Origin of the sequence: Streptomyces sp. NPDC001231 (genome assembly GCF_042896885.1) — a bacterium.
Classification (GTDB): domain Bacteria; phylum Actinomycetota; class Actinomycetes; order Streptomycetales; family Streptomycetaceae; genus Streptomyces.
In genome coordinates this window covers 101,654-119,094 of sequence record NZ_JBIAXS010000004.1, presented here as the reverse complement: position 1 = coordinate 119,094, position 17,441 = coordinate 101,654, and the positions used below count along the sequence as shown (strand labels likewise).

The following is a 17,441-nucleotide window of genomic DNA, read 5'->3' as shown; positions in this document are numbered from 1 at the left end:
CGCGCGGACGCGCTCACCGACGCAGACGGGTCCGGGCGATCCGCCGGTGGCCCTCCCACCGGCGGATCGCCCCGGCGCGTCAGCCCGCCAGGCGCTTGCGCACCGCCCGCCGCCGCGCTGCCAGCGCCACCCGCCGCGCCAGCGCCGTCACCACCGCGATCAGCGTCCCCGCGTACAGCCAGGGCGCCTGGGTGGCGAGCGCGGTCACCAGGCCCATCAGCTTGCCGAGGAACCCCACCTCCCCGTCGAGCACGGGCAGCAGCCCCACGGCGAACCCGATCGGCACCACGACGGGCGCGGTCAGCAGGTCGCCCTTGCGCACCCACAGCGCGGTCAGCGCGCACACCGGCAGGAACAGCACCCCGTACGCGGTGGAGGCCCCGTCGAAGAGCAGCAGGTCGAGACCACCGAGCAGGAACATGACGGCCCCGCAGAACATCCCGGCGCCCAGGCCCGTGAGCCGCGGACCGGACGGCCGCCGCGGCGCGGGTGCCGGGGCCGCCGCCGGAGCGGGGGGACGCCGTGCGGCAGGAGGCCGGCGCGCCGGGGGCACCGGCGGCCTGCTTCGTCGCGGTCCGTGCTGCTGGTGTCGCGTCCTGTGCTGCTCCACTGGACCAACCTAGGTCTGTTTATGTGGCGAATAGCCTGCCTGACACGCCGTGCGCGGCAGCCTGGCCAAGCGTTCGAACCGTCGCGGGGCCCGGCTGCGACACGCCGTAGACTGGTGGATCGGCCGCCTGGCCCCCAGTCTCCTCACGTACGGGAAGTCGCAACGTGTCGCTCACGATCGGAATCGTCGGTCTGCCGAACGTCGGCAAGTCGACCCTGTTCAACGCCCTGACCAAGAACGACGTGCTCGCGGCCAACTACCCGTTCGCCACGATCGAGCCGAACGTCGGTGTCGTCGGAGTGCCGGACGGTCGTCTCGCCCAGCTCGCCTCGATCTTCAAGTCGGAGCGGATCCTCCCGGCCACCGTCGACTTCGTCGACATCGCCGGCATCGTGCGCGGCGCCAGCGAGGGCGAGGGCCTGGGCAACAAGTTCCTCGCGAACATCCGCGAGTCGGACGCGATCTGCCAGGTCATCCGCGCCTTCAAGGACGAGAACGTCGTCCACGTCGACGGCAAGGTCTCGCCCAAGGACGACATCGAGACGATCAACACCGAGCTGATCCTCGCCGACCTCCAGACCATCGAGAAGGTCCTGCCCCGGCTCCAGAAGGAGTCGCGGATCAAGAAGGACGTCGGCCCCAAGGTCAAGGCCGTCGAGGAGGCCAAGGAGATCCTGGAGAAGGGCGACACGCTCTTCGCGCACGGCATCGTCCAGGGCAGCGAGCGCGCCGAGCTCCTGCACGACCTGCACCTGCTGACCACCAAGCCCTTCCTGTACGTCTTCAACGTCGACGAGGACGAACTGGTCGACGAGGACTTCAAGAACGAGCAGCGCGCCCTGGTCGCCCCCGCCGAGGCGATCTTCCTCAACGCCAAGCTGGAGGCGGACCTCGCCGAGCTGGACGAGGACGAGGCCCTGGAACTCCTCCAGTCCGTCGGCCAGGACGAGCCCGGCCTCGCCACCCTCGCCCACGTCGGCTTCCGCACCCTCGGCCTCCAGACCTACCTGACGGCCGGCCCCAAGGAGTCCCGCGCCTGGACCATCAAGAAGGGCGCCACCGCCCCCGAGGCCGCCGGTGTCATCCACACCGACTTCCAGAAGGGCTTCATCAAGGCCGAGGTCATCTCCTTCGAGGACCTCCTGGAGTCCGGCTCGGTCGCCGAGGCCCGCGCCAAGGGCAAGGCCCGCATGGAGGGCAAGGACTACGTGATGCGCGACGGGGACGTGGTGGAGTTTCGCTTCAACGTCTGATACGTCCGGCGAAAGGCCGTCTGACCTGCGACGGAGCGGGTTGGGCGGCCTTTGCGGTCCGCACCGAGTCCGCAGCGTGCTGGATGAGTCCGGCGCGTGGGGGAGCGGTTACGCCGCTTCGTCGACCTGTGGCTGGGCATCGGCGGACTGGTCCGCGTACGCCTTGTCGACGGCGGCCCGGGTCCGCTCTTCGGAGTCGGGCCACAGGTGGGTGTAGATGTTCAGCGTCATGGCCGCGTTGGTGTGGCCGAGGCGCTCGGAGACCGTCTTCACGGACTCGCCGTGCTTGATCAGCAGGCTGGCGTAGTGGTGCCGGAGGGCGTGGGGTCCGGTGCCCTTCGGTATGCCGGCTTTCGCGCAGGCGGGCCGCCAGGACCCGTCCATGAAGTGCGTGTAGACCACGGGTCCGCCTTGCGGCGCCGTGAAGATCCAGCTCTCGGGCCCATCGGCGGGAAAGTCCTGCAGGTGGGCCTTCATCGCAACCACCGCCATGCGGGGGAGCGGGACCGTGCGGTGCGAGCGAGCGGTCTTGGGCGGGCAGACGTACACGCCGTGCTTGGCGGTCTGCTGGATCTGCTGCTCGACCGAGACGGTGGCGTGCAGCAGGTCCAGGTGCCGGAGCTGGAGGCCGAAGAGCTCGCCGGGGCGGAGCCCGGTGGCCGCGCCGAGCAGCACGAGGCCCTTGTAGCGGGCGGGTATCTCCTCGGACAGCGTCCGCACCTGCTCGACGGCCAGTGGCACGATCTTCTTCCGTGGCACCGAGGGCAGCTTTGCCTCGGCACACGGGTTGTGAGGGATCATCCGGTCACGGACGGCCGCCCGGAAGACGGCGTTGACCGTGTTGAAGACCGTTCGTGAGGTGCTGGCGGCCAGCCCGTGCGTGGTGGTCAGGCTGGTGACCCAGCTCTGTACGTCGCCGGGCTTGATGGCGCCGAGCGCCCGCTTCTCCCAGGCCGGGTAGACGTAGCAGCGCAGGTGCTGTGCCACCGCCTTGGCCGTGGAAGGCCGGTGCGGCTGGATGGCCCGCCATTCCTCCGCGTACTCCTTGAAGGGCTTCTTCGCCGACCGCGGGTCAACGTACTGCCCGGTGACCATGCTGGCCGTGACCTCGTCGAGCCACCGCTGGGCGTCGATCTTGCGCTCGAAGTGGCGCGCGTGCTCCTTGCCGTCGAGGTCGCGGTAGCGGGCCCGCCATTTGCCGTTGGGGCGCTTCTGGATGTTGGCCAAGTGGCTTCTCCTTCGTGTCGGTTGTCAGTAGTGGCCGCCGTCCTCGATGTCGTTGCTGAGGGTGCGAGCGTCCCGCTCGTCGCCCATGAGGCGGAGGCACTGCTCGTGGATCGCCCGCGAGCTGTCGGGATGGGCCTTGATGTGGTCGGCGATGGCGACCACGGCGTGGTGCAGGCGGTCGCGTGCGTCTCGGGCCTCGTAGAACGCCTCGACGGCCTCTTGGACGAGCCGCCGGCTGTCGAGGTCGAGCCCCTCCAGGGGCGGGGACATCAGCTCTTCAAGGGGAAGCTCGAAGACGCGGGCGAAGGCGAGGGCCTCGTCGAGGTTGATGCGTCGGCGAGGGGTGCCGTTCTCGATGCGCCAGACCGCTGTCTGGTTCATCTTGACGCCGGCTCTCGTCACCCGCTCCGCCAGCTCGGTCGTGCTCCACCCTCTGACCTCGCGCTCCAGGGCCACGCGCGCGGCCACGTTCCCTTCGCTGTAGAGCAGCGGCACCTCGTCGCCCTCGGGCCTGTCGCCTGTCATCGAACCTCCATCATCCCCATCGCTATCCAAATTGAAACATGAGCTTCCCGATTTGGGTAACCGCTGATCGCGGGGTACAACTTTATGCGGATCGGATCGCCGTCTAGTCGAATGGGAATGCATGCGATACCTGACCACCGCCGAGGTCGCCGAGCGCTACCGCACAGCCGAGAGCACCGTCCGCTACTGGCGCCACATCAAGAAGGGGCCGCACGGCATCAAGGTCGGCAAGCGGGTGCTGTACCCCGAGGCCGAGCTGCTGCGCTACGAGCGCACCCTGATCGACGGCCGAGACGAGTGGGGCCTGGCCTCATGAGCCGCCGGCAGGCCCGGACACAGCAACGGCCCCCGGCGCGCCAACGCCGAGGGCCGGAGATTCCCCTGCACGTCGCCCATCCCTGAACGAACGAACCGGTGAGGGGCGGGACCTTGCCCGACCCGTCCCTCACCTGAGAGGAACGCCTATGGAGAACCCTACGTCCCCCGCCACCTCGAACGCATCCGAGGTCGTCTGGCCCGCCGCCGCGGTCCCCGGCCAGGGCATCCCCTGGCGCAACGGGGACCGAGGCGGGGACCGAACGGAGTCACGGTCCCCTGCTGCACGCTCCACCGACGATGCTTCGACGGGTGTTCCGGTTGGGGACCGAAACACCCCCAGCGCGGAACGTGTGCAGGTCAGTGCCTTGGGGACCGGTCCCGCAGGAGCGGAAGCCGGGGACCGGACGGAGACTTTCGGTCCTCTGGTCCCCGAACCCGGTCCCCGAATCCCGGGCGAGCACGCCGTGCTCCGAGCCGATGGTGGGAGCCACGGTCCCCACGCATCTGCGGGGACCGCGGTCCCCGACGGCGGATCGGGGACCGGGGACCGCGCCGGTGCGGGCGGCGAGACGGCCGACGAAGGAGCCGCGCTGCTGGATGACCTGAGTGCGGCGATCGGTCGGTACGTGGTGCTGCCCAGCGACGAGGCCCTAACGGCGGTCACGCTGTGGGTGGCCGCCTCCCACATCCAGCCCGCACTCCAGCACGCGCCACGGCTGGCGGTCGTGGGGCCGACCAAGGGGTGCGGCAAGTCCCGTGTCCTGGACGTACTCCATGAGACCGTGCACCAGCCGATGATGACGGTGAACACGTCGCACGCGGTGGTCTTCCGCGTCATCGGCAAAAACCCGCCGACGCTGCTGGTGGACGAGGCCGACACCATCTTCGGCCCCAAGGCCGGTGACAAGGAGGACCTGCGCGGTCTGCTGAACGCCGGGCACCAGCGCAACCGGCCCGCCTGGCGGATCTCCGGACCGGAGCACAAGCCGACCGCGTTCCCCACCTTCGCCATGGCTGCCCTGGCCGGGATCGGCGACCTGCCGGACACGATCATGGACCGGGCGGTCGTCATCCGCATGCAGAAGCGCAAGCCCGGCGAGCGGATCACCCCGTTCCGCTCGCGGTACTCGCTGCCCGAACTGCACGCGCTGCGCGACCGGCTGACCGCCTGGCTGGCCCCGCTGCGGAGCACCGCCGCGGGATTGGTTCCGCAGATGCCGGTCGAGGACCGCGCCGCCGACACGTGGGAGCCGCTGGTGATCGTCGCCGACCTGGCCGGCGGGCACTGGCCCTCGCGGGTCCGTGCCGCCTGTCTGGCGATGACGCGCAACGAGGTGGTCCAGGACGAGCTGACGACGCTGAAGACGCGGCTGCTGCGAGACGTCCGCCGCGTGTTCGAGCAGGAGGGCCACAAGGAGGCTCTGCGCAGCCAGGACCTGCTCGCCGCCCTCGTCCAGGACGCCGAGGCGCCGTGGGCCGAGTACGGCACCAAGGGCCTGAACGCCTACCACCTGGCCAACCTGCTGCGCGACTTCGGCATCAGCCCGGCCAACCACCGCTTCGAGAACGGCAGGCAGGCCAAGGCGTACGCCCGCAACCAGTTCCTCGACGCCTGGGCCCGCTACTGCCCCGACCCTGTCCAACCGGCCCCCGCAGCCAGCGAGGCCGCGCTCGCACGGCCAACCCACGGCAAGCCGCCCGCCCCTCCGTCCGGGACGCTGCCCATCGGCCCGCCTGGCGGGCCTGCCAGCCCCAAGCCCACTCGCTGACACCAGCTCCGTATCGATCCGTCGCATCCGTCCCCGCGCAGGTCAGCGCAGGGACGGAGTTCCTTGCCAATACGGATCACTCCGTACCTGCGACCGCCTCCGTACCTACCCTGACCAGCTACGGGACGGATGCAACGGACGTGACGAAGCCCCACCCCACACGACTACCGGAGCACCGCCATGCCCGAAACGAGCACCGACAACGCCCCCATCCGCCGCCGCAAGGGACTCTTCGGCCTGCCCCGCCGATCAGCAGCAAGCTGGAGCGAACGAGCCTCTAACGAGGCTTCGTCCGCGCTTGCCCCCGCCCCAGGGGTGGCGGAGGAGAAGGCCGAGCGCCAGGGGGCGCCCGAGCCGGAGGAGGGCATAGCCGAGACCAGCTGCCCGCCCGCAGCCGACTCCGTTGCCCCTCGCACTCAGCCGCTGGCCGATGTCCAACCGCCCGCCGAGCAGCCCTCCTGGCGGGACCTCGACGCCCCCGCTCTGCCCGCACTGATGAACCGCAAGCGCACGGTGGAGAAGCGCGACCAGGAGAAAACCATCCGCTTCACCCGGACCGCGGTCCGCGTGATCAGCGCCGTCGCTCACCAGCGCGGTCAGAAGTTCGCCGGATTCGTCGGGGACGCCGCCCTGGCCGTTGCCCTCGGCAAGGTGGGACTGGTCGGCAGCCCGGAGGACGATCCTCTCCGCCCGCTGATCGAGGCCGTCGAGGCACACACGGTCGCGCTGAACCGCATCGGCAGCAACCTCAACCAGATCACCGCAGCCATCCACCGAGGAACAGTGCCCGAGCGCGCCGAGGCGGTGCTGGACCGCGTCGAGCAAGCGGCCCAGAACAGCTACCGACTGATCGACCAGCTCCTGGCGGAGGGCACCGCGCATGGTTCCTGACGTCTCCACCGGTTCCGACACCCGCGGACTGATCGTCTACCTCTTCGGCCCCGGCCGCCGCGACGAACACGCCGACCCTCATATCGTCGCCGCCTGGGACATGGCCGGCGCCCCCGACCCCAGCCGCGACCCGGCAGCCACCTACTCCCGGCTCGCCAGGCGTCTCGACCACCACGTCGACCTGCGCACCCGCGAGCTGGGCGGCAAGAAACCGCCTCAGCACGTCTGGCACTGCCCGGTCCGCACCGCGCCTGGCGACCGCTACCTCACCGACGCCGAGTGGGCCGAGGTCGCCCGCCGCATCGTCCACGCCACAGGCATCGCCCCCGAAGACGACGACAAGGCATGCCGGTGGATCGCGGTGCGTCACGCCGACGACCACATCCACATCATGGCCACCATCGTCCGCGCCGACGGGCGCCGCCCGCGCACTCACCGAGACGGACAGCGGGCCCAGGCGGAGTGCCGCAAGATCGAGGCCGAGTTCGGCCTGCGCGGCCTGAATTCCGGTGACCTCACCGCGCCTCGCACTCCCACCGGCGCTGAACGCGCCAAGGCCGAGCGCCAGGGTCAGACGGTCACGGCACGGCACTGGCGGCGCGAGCAGGCGTACGCGGTCGCCGCCGCAGTGCGCAACGAAGCCGACTACTTCACCGTGCTGCAGTCCCTCGGCATCAAGGTCAAGACGCGCCTCGGCCCTGAGACCGGTGACGTGATCGGCTACAGCCTTGCCGCCCCCGGCGACACCAACGCGGCAGGCGCACCCGTCTGGTACGGCGGCTCCAAACTCGCCCCCGACCTTTCCATCAATCGTCTACGCGAACGCCTCTCCGACCAGGAGGTGGCCGACCGGCGGCATGTGGCGGACCCCGCCGACCCATGGCGGTACACCACCACCGCCATCCACACGGCACGCACCGTCCTCGACTCCGGTGACGATGCCGCCGCCCAGGGTTACCTGGCCGCCTTCGGCGATGCCCTGTACAACATCGCCGGCGCCGCGACCGGCCCTCACCGGACGGAACTACGGGCGGCGGCCATGGCGTTCAACCGCGCCCGCCGCTCCGCCATCCGCGCCGACCACCAGGCCGCCACCGCTCTGCGCAAGGCCGCCAAGGAACTCGCCTACGCCTCCAGCGAGCCGGGCGGGCTCGCCGTCGCCCTGCTTTTCGCTACCGTGCATCTGGCTCGCGCCGCCGCCAAGTGGCACGAGCAGCGCGGCCACGAACAGCAGGCCGCTGCGGCCGAAGAAGCCTTCCGCCACCTACAGGCGGGCTACCAGCAGGCCGCCGCACCCGTCTTGGCCGACTTGGCCCGCCGTGCACCGCGAGCCGCAACCGTCAGCCGCTTCGAGCAGGACGTTCGTGCGGCCCTCGCCGACCACGCCGACCGGATCCTCGCCGACCCGGCCTGGGCCGCCCTGACCACAACCCTCGCTCACGCCGAGACCGTCGGCCACAATCCCCGGCGTCTTCTGGCCGAGGTGGGCGCCCAGCGGGAGCTCGACAGCGCCGAGCGCCCCGCCGAGGTTCTCAACTGGCGCATCACCGCTCAGCCGAACAAGCGCGCTCAGGCAGCACGCAGGCGAAATACCGTCAGTGGCACATCGTCCATGTCCGCCACGCCACTCCCTCCGACCACACCAGTAGCCGCGAGGCCCGAAGAGCGCAGTCGACACCGCTGACCCCGGTCAGATGCCCTCGCCACTCGTCGTGGCGGGGCATCGGGTCGGGTTCAACGGCAAAGCTTCATGATGGTGTCGTCGAAGTCGGGAAACTCCTGTGCGGCCTGCGCGATGATCGCCGCTGCCGACGCGCGGCGGTCCGGAGTAAATTGCTCCGCGATAGCCGCCAGGTCGCGATTGACCTGGGGAGCCCAATCGGGCTCGGGCTCGTACGAGGTGGCTGCTTCCCACGGGCCAAAGCCGTCAGCTAGCAGCCACAGAAAGGCACCAAGGTCGCGAGCGACGACGCCTGTTTCTCCTTCGGAGCCCAGAAAGACAACGGGCTGCTCTACCAGTTCCTGACCTGGACGAACCAGCCAGAACGCCGCGTTCCCGCCGGTGCCATCCTGGCCGAATACGCGGAAGTCATCGCCGTTCAGCTCGCTGTTGCCTGTCCACGCGCGGAACCACTCGGTGGTCTCATCAGCAGTCAGAAAGGACTCGTAAGGTTCGAAGTCGGCACCGTCCTCGCCAATGCACTCGAGCCGGACCGCCATGGCAGCGGCGAGCGGGGCGGGGAACTGGCGATCTCCGTTCGCGGTCATGCGAAGAGAGTAGCGATTGGTTTGGGCTTGGCAGCACCTCCTGCGATCCACCCCCAGCCAGCACAGTGACTCAGCACCCTCAGCGCAATCAGCCGCGCGACCAGGCTCGCTGCCATCCCAATTCTGCAGCGCTGCACGGCTGCTCCGGTGCTGGGGTTCTGACGGCGGCAGGGGCCCCTCTGCCGGATCTCGTGCCACACTGAGAATCGGCGCGGGGCCGAATTGAGTACCAGTTGTACTCACCTGGTCTTTCAGGAGGTCCCATGCGGCGCGTGACCGCGGCCCGGTTCATCCCCCAGTTCTTCTCCGCCGGCATTGAGCAGGCCCTCGGGGGACCGGAGACCCACCAGCTTCTCGACGACGCCCTGTACGCCCTGCACCCGGACATGTTGCCGCGGGACGTCGAGCAGTGGCGCCTTGCCCTTGAGCAGGTGGTACGGATCGACAACAAGGCCGAGCTGGTCATCGACGGAGGTTTCCGCCGCGAGGTGCCGACCTATGTCGCCGCGGACAAGCGCGACCTGGTGCGGCGGGCCATAAGCCGCGCGTTCTGGGTGCGGGCAGAACTGCACAGGCTGGGCGTCGTGTCGTAGGCCGCTCGTACACTGCGGCGATGGACAAGGGGTGGATGGCCGTATGGCCAGTGGCAGCGTTCTTCCTCGGCGGCCTGGCTACTCAGCTCACGGGCTGGCTGGCGCACCGTCGGCAGCAGAAGGAGCGTCTGCAGGATGCGGCGGCGGCCTTCCGCGACCGCCGGGAGAACTTCGAGCTGGAGAACCTGCAGAGGCTCACCGAAGCCCTGCAGGTGCTCGGTAGGACGACTGCGCGGGCTCATCACGCAGACATGATGGCGAGCCGTGAAAACCGCCTCTACGGAGTTGAACTGCTCGGCGAGGAGCTGGCCGAAGAGAACAGGGCGGCGAACCAGGACGTACACATGCTGACGGGTTTGGTGCTTGACGACCAGTTGCGTGAGCAGGTGAAAGCGGTCCGGACGGCACTCGGCAGACCGGCAGGCATGCTTCGTGCCGATCCCAGGGAAGTAGACGCGGTTTTCATGGCTAGCCTCGAGCAACTTGCACAGGTGCAGGATCAGATAGCGGCCCGGATCCGGGAGATCTACGTGAGGTCGACCGCTGACATGGTGGCGCAGTGAGCGACTTCAACGGCTACAGCTACGAGGTAGCCATCCGTTCGGGCGGGGTCGACTACTGGGGGCACACCACCGATCCGTCCCCGGATGCCACATGCTGTTTCGCCCGGGGCCCGCTCAGCACTGCTACAGCAGGTCACAGCTGCTACCTCTGCCGCTAGCGCCTACTAACCCGGCTGCTAGGCGCGGCACCGGTAGCAGTTCTCTAGCAGCCGCTCAGTCTGCCGCTCACGGCCTGCTCAGGGAGTGCTCACGGCTGCTCGTCGATCACTCCCTGAGCAGTGATCTGTCGCCCGGACGGTGCCGGGACTCACCCGACCCGCGTCCGCCCTCGGTCCGGCTGGCTGTACGCCCTGCATACCGGGGCAAAGTGGAGTGTGACGAGTCCGTGACCGCTCCGGAAACCGCAGGTCGAGCCCGTGACAGCCCCCGTGACAAACGGTCCGGAGCCCGTGACGTCACGCCCCCGCCCCTGGACCTGGCTGGCTATCGGGCGATCCCTCCCGTATGACGCCCGTTCGCAGGTCAGAGGGCTTGTGGGTGGGGAGATCCATCGAGCAGGTCTGGGGCACACCCGAGCAGAGGGTGGCCGATTTTCAGGAAGCGCCATCACAAGCAGGCCCAGAGCGCACCCCGATGCCCTCGCTGCTCGTGGCAGCGAGGGCATCAGTCGTCAGGCGGCGTGGGCTGTGGGTAACTGCGCGACCCACGTCGTGACCTCGGTCAGGTGCTCGGGCTGTAGGCCGAGGTGGGGGTCGGGCTGAACGAGGAGGGTCGTCGTTCCCTTGGCGGTGCGCTCAGCCGCCCACGCCTGGTCGAGGCCGGTGAAGTCGTCGTCGATCCAGGCGACGGGGGCGTCGTCCAGCCAGGCGTCGACGTGGTCGCGCTTCCAGAGGTAGCCGTTGGGGTGGCTGGTGGTGATCTGGAGGCGCGGCAGGTCGACGTACGGCAGGTCCGGGAGGCCCAGGAGGGGGCCGATGAGGGTGGTGGCGTCCTGGCGCCAGCTGGTGCACCAGACGGGGGTGACCAGGCCGGTGCGGATCACGTCCATGAGCATGGGTCCGTGGGCGGGGTTGAGCCAGACGGTGACGGGGTTGTCGGCGCTGTGGCCGGTGGGGACGACGTCGTGGCGGGCGTGGGTGGCCGGGGTCGAGCCGTCCGCGTCGGGGAAGGGTATGAGAACGCCGTCGATGTCGAGGAGCAGGTAGGGCGGGCGCATCGGTTCCTCCAGGGGAAGCCGGGGCGAGTGGCTGTCAGAGCTTGCGTGCGCGGATCAGCAGGGTGGTGGGCCAGTGGCCCATGCGGGGGTCGTGGAACTCCTGGGCCGAGGTGAGCCAGAAGCCCGACTGGCCGAGGTGCTTCTCCCACCGGTCGGTGGAGAACTCCCAGCGGGCGATGGGGAGCCGGGTGCGGTCGGGGAGGGTGACGTAGTCGCGGCGGGGTCGGTCGTCGCCGGAGGGGCTTCGGCCGCCGCGCTGCGGGTGGGGGATGGAGAAGGCGAGCACCCGGCCGGGCGTGAGGCGCTGGGCGATGGCCGGGAGCAGGAGCTCGGGGGCGACGAGCCCGACGGCGCCGAAGACGGAGTAGATCGCGTCGAACTGCTCGTCGGAGGCTTGCAGGTAGTGCAGGGCGTGGCCGGCGACGAAGGTGAGGTTGTTCAGCCGTCCGTAGTGGGAGCGGGCGCGGCGGACCTGGAGGCCGACCAGGTCGACCCCGGTGACGTGGGCGCCGTGGCGGGTGGCGAGGTGGGCGGCGTTGTGACCGGGGCCGCAGCCGAGTTCCAGGAGCCGCTTGCTGCGCAGGTCGGGCCCGAGGACATCGGCGCCGGGCCCTTGGCCGGGTCTCGTGGTCCATTCCATCCGGGCGGGTACGGCGAGCGGTTCGGCGAGTCCGACTGCGGTGCGCTGGAGGGCGTGGGCGTGCCATGGGGATGCCTGGGCGAGCACGTCAGACCTCCAGGAGGTGGAGGACGTCGGTGAGGTGGCGGCGGACGGCCTTGATGTAGGCGGGGTCGGTGGCCGTGTCGTTGATCCAGCCGATGGACTGCTCCATGAACCACTCGACGGCCCAAATGCGGTGCCAGCCCAGGGCCCAGTTCTCGGCGGTGAGCCCGCCGCGCCGGGCGAGGGCGTCGGGGGTGCCTCCGGCAGTGACGTACTGCTCCAGGAAGACGCGCAGGCGGACGGGGTGCGGGGGTTCGATGGTTCCGTGCCAGCTGGCGAGGTCGAGCAGGCCGGGGCCGGTGAAGGCGCGGGCGAAGTCGAGCAGCCGCCAGCCGCGCTCCCCGATGTGGAGGCTGGTGGGGTGGAATTCGGAGTGCACCCAGCCGAAGGGCGCCATCGTCGCTCCGGCCGAGCGGGTCTCGGCGGCCTGGGCGATCCTGTCGAGCGCGTCCTCGACGTCGTCGGCGTCCTGCCACCGGTCGGCCTTGCGTAGCCGTTCGAGATGTTCCAGTGCCCGGGCCGGCAGCGTTCGCAAGCGCTCCTGGTCGAGGACGGGCAAGGGGGGAGCCGTACGGGTGCCGTGCAGGATCACAGCCGCGGCGACGCTGTCCAGGTCATCGGCCTCGCGGACGGACGGCCCGAAGTCGTCCATGAGCATGCCGAGCCAGCCGTCCAGAACGGCGGAAGCGTGGACCTGGGGGACGGGAAGACCGAGGGTATGGGCCAGGCGGAGGGCCTGGTCCTCGCTGTCGAACGGCTTCCTGGCGTACTTGAAGATGACCGTGGAGCCGTCGGGGAAGGTCACGCGCTCGACTCCGGACATGGACCACACGCGCACCTCCTCCCGTACAGCGATGGCCTGGCCGACCACGGTGAGCAGGTTGTCGAGGAGTTCGGCGCTGGGGTTCGAGGTCACGGGAGGGCTCCGGGGGATGGTGGCGTCCGGGGCGGGCGAGAGACGCTGGCCCGCCCCGGAGCCTGATCGGGTGGGTTACGCGGCGGGGTTCACGCGGTGGGCGTAGACCTGCTCGATCCAGCCCGCCTTGAAGGCGGCGAGGTCGTCGCGGAAGTTCGCCATCGAGGCACCGTAGGGGGCGACCACGCCGCCGGTCTGGTCCGGCACGGACTGGCAGCCGTGCACGAGCCGACCGCCGAGGGCGGCGTGGGCCTTGATGGACTCGATCCGGCGGTGCTCGTTGAACCAGCCGCCGTGGTAGACCTCGTCGAGCATCCCGCCCATCTCGTCGTCCAGGTCGAAGACGACGGAGGTGGCGGCGGGGAAGAACCAGCACGGGCCGACGTTGGAGATGTGCCCGTCCAGCTCCACCTTGTTGAGCGCCATGAGCGTGGCCGCCTCGCGGAGCATCCGCAGGTGCTCGGCGGTGATCTGCGGCAGGCCGAGGCCGGCCAGGTGCTCGTCGCGGAAGAGGTAGGCGTACACCTCGTAGGCGGTGGCCAGGACGCGGGCCGCGTCGGAGGTGGACTCGCAGTGGTGCTTGATGAAGTCGAGCGCGAGCTGCTCGACCGCGCTCTCGGTCGTCTCGTCCACGTCCAGGAGCTGGGCCTTGACCAGCTCCCAGTCGGCGACGAGCCACGTGTTCGACTCGAAGCGGAAGAAGTACTCCGCCGGGTCGAGGGTGATGCGCCGGCCGTCGACCTGGATGCCGGGCAGGCGGCTCCAGCGCGGGTCGAACGCCTCGGGCAGCTCGACCGTGATGGCCGTGGTGTCGATGGTGGTCACCGTGTCTCCGTCTCTGTTCGTCCGGACGCGGGCACAGGAATGCCCGAGCCCGGTATGGGCGTACGGAACTTCGGGGTGCCGCCCGGACCAAGGGGGAGCCTGGATCACGGTCGCGCCGTACCGGGCGGCTGCTGATAAGTGAACCCGTGGTCACGCTCAGTGGGTACGGTGGAAGGCAGTTGAAGCGGTATACGCGGTTTACAGCTCCAGGGCGGAGGCGATCGTGGCGGCGCACAGAGAACCCAACTCCCGTCTGCGCGACGCCATCGACGCGGTCGGCTGCACCTACGAGGCCCTCGCCAGAGATGTGCGGCGCGTGGCCGCCGAGAACGGCGAGGTCCTCCAGACCAACAAATCGGCCATCTCGCACTGGGTGAACGGCACCCGCACCCCTTCGGGCCGGGTAGGCCAGTACCTGGCCGAGGCACTGTCCCGCCGAGCGGGACGTACGGTCACCCGTACCGAGATCGGCCTGCCCGTCGGTGATGCCGAGGAGCCGGTGGAATCCGACCCCGTCCTCGCCGTCACCGACCTGGGCCGCGCCGACCTCGAACGCCGCCGCTTCCTCGCCATCGCAGCCTTCACCACCGCCGGCGTCTCCATGCCGCTCGGCTACGACCACGAAGCCACCGCCCGCATGCTCCGCGCCCGCACCGGCACGTCGCTGGTCGGCGCGGAGGACGTGGACGTCGTACGCCAGATCACCGCGGCCTTCAGCGCCGCCGACGAGCGCCTCGGCGGCGGGCACGGCCTGACCACCGTCACCGCGTACCTCGCCGACACTGCCGCCCCCATGCTGCGCGGACGCTTCCCCAGCGAAGCCTTACGCCGGGCCGCCTTTGGCACCGTCGCCGAACTCGCCTACCTCGCAGGGTGGAAGCACCACGACCTCGGCCAGGAAGGCGCCGCCCAGCGCTACTACCAGGTCGGCTACCAGCTCGCCTGCGAAGCCGACCCGCACGGTCACGCCGCCTGGATGATGCGTGCCCTCGCCCACCAGGCGCTGAGCCTCAAACAGCCACACCACTGCGTTGACCTCGTCGAAGGTGCCCTGCGACGCGGCCTCGGCCACGTCGACGGCCAGACCGAGGCCCTCCTCCACATCACCCACGCCCGCGCCTACGCAGCCACCGACGAGCACCCGTCGGCCGCACGCGCCCTGCTCGCCGCCGAGGACGCCCTCCTGCGGTACGACGGTCTCCAGCCCAGCTACTCCCGCGTCAGCGGCCCCGCCGCAGGCACCGTGGCCAGCCACACCGCCCGCACCCTGACCGACCTCGCCGACCACATCGGCACCGAACAGCAGCACCGTGGCGCCCTCACCCGCTGGGACCCCGTGAAGTACAAGCGCGTCCACGCCCTCACCCACGCCGACCTCGGCGACAGCCTGGCCGCCCAGGCGCGCGCCGACGAGGCCGTCGCCGCCTGGACCCAGGCCCTGGTCCTCATGGAGGGCATGACCTCCGACCGGACCCGAAAGGCGATCACCTCGATCCGCTCCACCCTTGCGGTCTACCAGCGCCGCCGTGTCCCCGGCGCCGCCGATCTCGTCCGCCGCGCCCGCGAAGCCCTCGCCTAACATGCCCAACAACCCGCCCGACGAAGGGAACACCGTGGCCCAGCAGACCGACGACCGCTCCCAAGCCCTCAAGCCGGCGCTCGAATCGATGACCCTGCTGGTCGCGGCCGTCATCGTCCATGACAAGGTCACCAACCGCGTCGTCCTCCTCCAGCGCAGCGAGAGCGCGAAGTTCGCCCAGGGCCTGTGGGACTTGCCCGTCGGCAAGAGCGAACCGGGCGAGCCCATCACGGAGACCGCGGTCCGCGAGCTCTACGAGGAGACGGGCCTCACGGTGAAGCCCGAGGCCCTCAAGGTTGCCCACATCATCCACGGCGCCTGGGGCGTCGAGGCCCCCAATGGCTTCCTCACGGTCGTCTTCGCTGCCCACGATTGGACCGGCGAACCCGAAAACCGCGAACCCCGCAAGCACTCCCAGGTCCGCTGGGTCGATGCCAATGCCATCCCCGACGCCTTTGTCGACACGACTGCCAGTGCTCTCCATCAGTACCTGCGCGGCAGCTCTCAGGTGTCACTTAACGGGTGGCGTTAGTTGCGCGTCCTGAGTGTGGGTGCAGGGCCTTCCACTGACTCCGGCTTGATGGCGACGGGCTGGTCCGGCTACTCACCCGGGAACATCGTGGCTGGAAAGTAGCAGCTTCCGGTCTCATTTGCATGACGCTTCTTGCGTCGCAAAAGTTCGTCGAGCGTGAGGCGCCCGTCGAGAACATAGAAGAAATCGAGGCCCTCCATCGTTAGGAACGGCGTACTCTCCCTGTATGCTTCTCGGGCTCCGCTAGTGAATCCATTTACGCTGATAAAGATTCCAAGCGAATTTTTCCCCTTCCGTCTCACCTTCTCATTGAAGCTGTAGAGGTGGTGGGGCTGGATCGCTTCCTGCCACCACTTGGCCTCAACGATGTAGTCGTCTGTGTCGAAAGTGAGCGAGCCGTCGATTTGCTCGTACTCCAGGCTGTATGACAAGCGAGGTTCCATGTCGAACAGCCTGAAGACGTCATTCAGGAATGGCTCGAAAAGCCTGCCAGCCTTCTGGCGATTATCCATACGCTCCAGTTCGAGGAAGCGTTCTTTAAGGGCGGCAAGCTTAGCTTCAAAGCCATGCTGGGCCTCTACCACGGCGCGGTACGTGAGAAGTTCGTCATCGAACTTCGACTGTTGCTCGTGGGCAACGCGCTGGCGGTCCACCAGTCCCCTGAGATGGTCGACTGCTTCCTTTGCCTCGGCGATCAGCGATTCGGCGTTCTCGTGCCGTTTCAGTGCAGGGAAGCTCGTCAGCTGAGAAACCTCCGCCATCATCCGAAGCGAAAGGTCGCGGTATTGGCGCTCATTTGCCATCAACCGGTCCACGAACTCATCTGCGGTGGCCCACTTGTAGCCGCTGAAGTCCATGTGGGCCAGCAGTGAAGGGTGGTCTGTGGCCCACAAGCGGATGAATCGTTCGAGGTCGCGCTTGTACCAGAAGATCGACTTAAGCGCGCCGGCCAGGGCTCCGTAGGCGGCTGGGCTGATCGGCTGCGCTGGTTTCGGCGTGCTCGTCATCCCTTGTCCGACCTCCCGGTCTCTGCGCGCGGCTGCTAACGCCTGGTCAGATGATGCTACAGAGGGGAGTCGGGTGCTTACCTGCCTTCGCGTCGGATTGTCCGTCCTGCGCGGCGCCGCAGGTCAGGGTTAGTCCGCAGACATTCCGCTTCCGTGTCTGACGTTCCGCCAAGAACGCTGCTCGGCAGTCGAGCAGCGTTCTGGTTGGTGCCGGTCGGTCGGCTTTGAACGCCCCGTTCTACTGGCGGCGCCGCAGCTGCTGGATGGTCGGCACGATGGCCAGACAGAGCAGAGCGGTCCCGCCGAAGGCGGTGCCGCCCGCGAGCAGGGCGTCCACCGGCGTGCTCCCACCGAGGCGCTTGAGGAAGCCGGTGCACGCCGCGACCAGTAGCGAGAACAGCAGCATGACCAGCAGCCAGGGGAACCACGTGCCGCCTGTGGAGTCGGTGGATCGGGGCAGGCTCGGAGGGGGAGTCACGGCGGAGTTCCTTGTCGGATCGACTACTTGGCGCGTTGAAATCGCGTTGGGATTTCTAAGTTCTAGCGCAAGAGTGCAGGGTTACGCATCCAAGTCCACATATGTTATTGAAGTTGAGCAGGTTCTCGCATTAGACGCTCAATTTTC

Annotated in this window: 19 protein-coding genes; 9 read left to right on the top strand and 10 right to left on the bottom strand. The window is 68.9% G+C overall.

Translation table 11 applies throughout. The annotated features are described in order from the left end of the window. Window positions 1-79: 79 nt before the first annotated feature. Window positions 80-451: a DUF6542 domain-containing protein gene (locus ACFY3J_RS06800; protein WP_384172623.1), complete on the bottom strand. Its 372-nt coding sequence runs from the start codon at window positions 449-451 to the stop codon at window positions 80-82. 323 nt (window positions 452-774) lie between these two features. Between ACFY3J_RS06800 and ychF the strand changes: the two genes are divergently transcribed. After that, window positions 775-1,863: a redox-regulated ATPase YchF gene (gene ychF, locus ACFY3J_RS06795; RefSeq protein WP_384171972.1), complete on the top strand. Its 1,089-nt coding sequence runs from the start codon at window positions 775-777 to the stop codon at window positions 1,861-1,863. Between the two features lie 108 nt (window positions 1,864-1,971). Here ychF and ACFY3J_RS06790 read toward each other — a convergent pair whose 3' ends face one another. Next, window positions 1,972-3,090 carry a tyrosine-type recombinase/integrase gene (locus tag ACFY3J_RS06790; RefSeq protein WP_390840447.1) on the bottom strand — a complete coding sequence of 373 codons (1,119 nt, stop codon included), beginning with the start codon at window positions 3,088-3,090 and terminating at the stop codon, window positions 1,972-1,974. A gap of 24 nt (window positions 3,091-3,114) precedes the next feature. Continuing rightward, window positions 3,115-3,615, bottom strand: a complete 501-nt coding sequence (locus ACFY3J_RS06785) for a helix-turn-helix transcriptional regulator (protein ID WP_390840446.1) — start codon at window positions 3,613-3,615, stop codon at window positions 3,115-3,117. Window positions 3,616-3,736: 121 nt separating this feature from the next. Here ACFY3J_RS06785 and ACFY3J_RS06780 point away from each other — a divergent pair, with 121 nt between their 5' ends. From ACFY3J_RS06780 to ACFY3J_RS06765, 4 genes are all read left to right on the top strand, one after another. Beyond that, a complete protein-coding gene (locus tag ACFY3J_RS06780; protein WP_390840445.1) occupies window positions 3,737-3,931 on the top strand; it encodes a helix-turn-helix domain-containing protein in 195 nt (64 codons plus the stop codon). Between the two features lie 466 nt (window positions 3,932-4,397). Then, window positions 4,398-5,702 (top strand): DUF3631 domain-containing protein, encoded by a 1,305-nt coding sequence (locus ACFY3J_RS06775; RefSeq protein WP_390840444.1) that lies wholly within the window; start codon window positions 4,398-4,400, stop codon window positions 5,700-5,702. Between the two features lie 315 nt (window positions 5,703-6,017). Then, entirely contained in the window at window positions 6,018-6,593 is a 576-nt protein-coding gene (locus ACFY3J_RS06770; protein WP_390840510.1) for a hypothetical protein, read from the top strand. Further along, window positions 6,583-8,277 carry a relaxase/mobilization nuclease domain-containing protein gene (locus tag ACFY3J_RS06765; RefSeq protein WP_390840443.1) on the top strand — a complete coding sequence of 565 codons (1,695 nt, stop codon included), beginning with the start codon at window positions 6,583-6,585 and terminating at the stop codon, window positions 8,275-8,277. Before ACFY3J_RS06770 ends, ACFY3J_RS06765 begins: the two co-directional genes overlap by 11 nt. 50 nt (window positions 8,278-8,327) lie before the next feature. On the opposite strand, the gene ACFY3J_RS06760 is transcribed toward ACFY3J_RS06765, so the two are convergent. After that, a complete protein-coding gene (locus ACFY3J_RS06760) occupies window positions 8,328-8,861 on the bottom strand; it encodes an SMI1/KNR4 family protein (protein ID WP_390840442.1) in 534 nt (177 codons plus the stop codon). A 263-nt stretch (window positions 8,862-9,124) separates the two neighbouring features. Here ACFY3J_RS06760 and ACFY3J_RS06755 point away from each other — a divergent pair, with 263 nt between their 5' ends. Beyond that, window positions 9,125-9,454, top strand: coding sequence for a hypothetical protein (locus ACFY3J_RS06755; protein ID WP_390840441.1), 330 nt, complete (start codon window positions 9,125-9,127; stop codon window positions 9,452-9,454). Window positions 9,455-9,474: 20 nt separating this feature from the next. Continuing rightward, on the top strand, window positions 9,475-10,017 hold the full coding sequence (locus tag ACFY3J_RS06750) for a hypothetical protein (protein WP_390840440.1): 543 nt from the start codon (window positions 9,475-9,477) through the stop codon (window positions 10,015-10,017). 670 nt (window positions 10,018-10,687) lie between these two features. On the opposite strand, the gene ACFY3J_RS06745 is transcribed toward ACFY3J_RS06750, so the two are convergent. The 4 genes from ACFY3J_RS06745 to ACFY3J_RS06730 all read right to left on the bottom strand — a co-directional run bounded on the left by ACFY3J_RS06745 (window position 10,688) and on the right by ACFY3J_RS06730 (window position 13,698). Then, on the bottom strand, window positions 10,688-11,233 hold the full coding sequence (locus tag ACFY3J_RS06745) for an HAD domain-containing protein (RefSeq protein WP_390840439.1): 546 nt from the start codon (window positions 11,231-11,233) through the stop codon (window positions 10,688-10,690). Between the two features lie 34 nt (window positions 11,234-11,267). Further along, window positions 11,268-11,960, bottom strand: a complete 693-nt coding sequence (locus ACFY3J_RS06740; protein WP_390840438.1) for a class I SAM-dependent methyltransferase — start codon at window positions 11,958-11,960, stop codon at window positions 11,268-11,270. Between the two features lies 1 nt (window position 11,961). After that, the gene (locus ACFY3J_RS06735) at window positions 11,962-12,873 is read right to left on the bottom strand and encodes a phosphotransferase family protein (RefSeq protein WP_390840437.1); all 912 of its coding nucleotides are present in this window, start codon (window positions 12,871-12,873) and stop codon (window positions 11,962-11,964) included. Window positions 12,874-12,948: 75 nt separating this feature from the next. Next, window positions 12,949-13,698, bottom strand: a complete 750-nt coding sequence (locus tag ACFY3J_RS06730) for a hypothetical protein (protein WP_390840436.1) — start codon at window positions 13,696-13,698, stop codon at window positions 12,949-12,951. 223 nt (window positions 13,699-13,921) lie between these two features. Between ACFY3J_RS06730 and ACFY3J_RS06725 the strand changes: the two genes are divergently transcribed. Continuing rightward, the gene (locus ACFY3J_RS06725; protein WP_390840435.1) at window positions 13,922-15,277 is read left to right on the top strand and encodes a tetratricopeptide repeat protein; all 1,356 of its coding nucleotides are present in this window, start codon (window positions 13,922-13,924) and stop codon (window positions 15,275-15,277) included. A 1-nt stretch (window position 15,278) separates the two neighbouring features. Then, a complete protein-coding gene (locus tag ACFY3J_RS06720) occupies window positions 15,279-15,809 on the top strand; it encodes an NUDIX domain-containing protein (RefSeq protein WP_390840434.1) in 531 nt (176 codons plus the stop codon). 68 nt (window positions 15,810-15,877) lie between these two features. Here ACFY3J_RS06720 and ACFY3J_RS06715 read toward each other — a convergent pair whose 3' ends face one another. Together ACFY3J_RS06715 and ACFY3J_RS06710 are read right to left on the bottom strand one after the other, a co-directional pair. Then, the gene (locus ACFY3J_RS06715; protein WP_390840433.1) at window positions 15,878-16,816 is read right to left on the bottom strand and encodes a restriction endonuclease; all 939 of its coding nucleotides are present in this window, start codon (window positions 16,814-16,816) and stop codon (window positions 15,878-15,880) included. A 238-nt stretch (window positions 16,817-17,054) separates the two neighbouring features. Beyond that, complete coding sequence (locus ACFY3J_RS06710) at window positions 17,055-17,294, bottom strand: hypothetical protein (protein ID WP_390840432.1); 240 nt, start codon at window positions 17,292-17,294, stop codon at window positions 17,055-17,057. Window positions 17,295-17,441 lie beyond the last annotated feature (147 nt).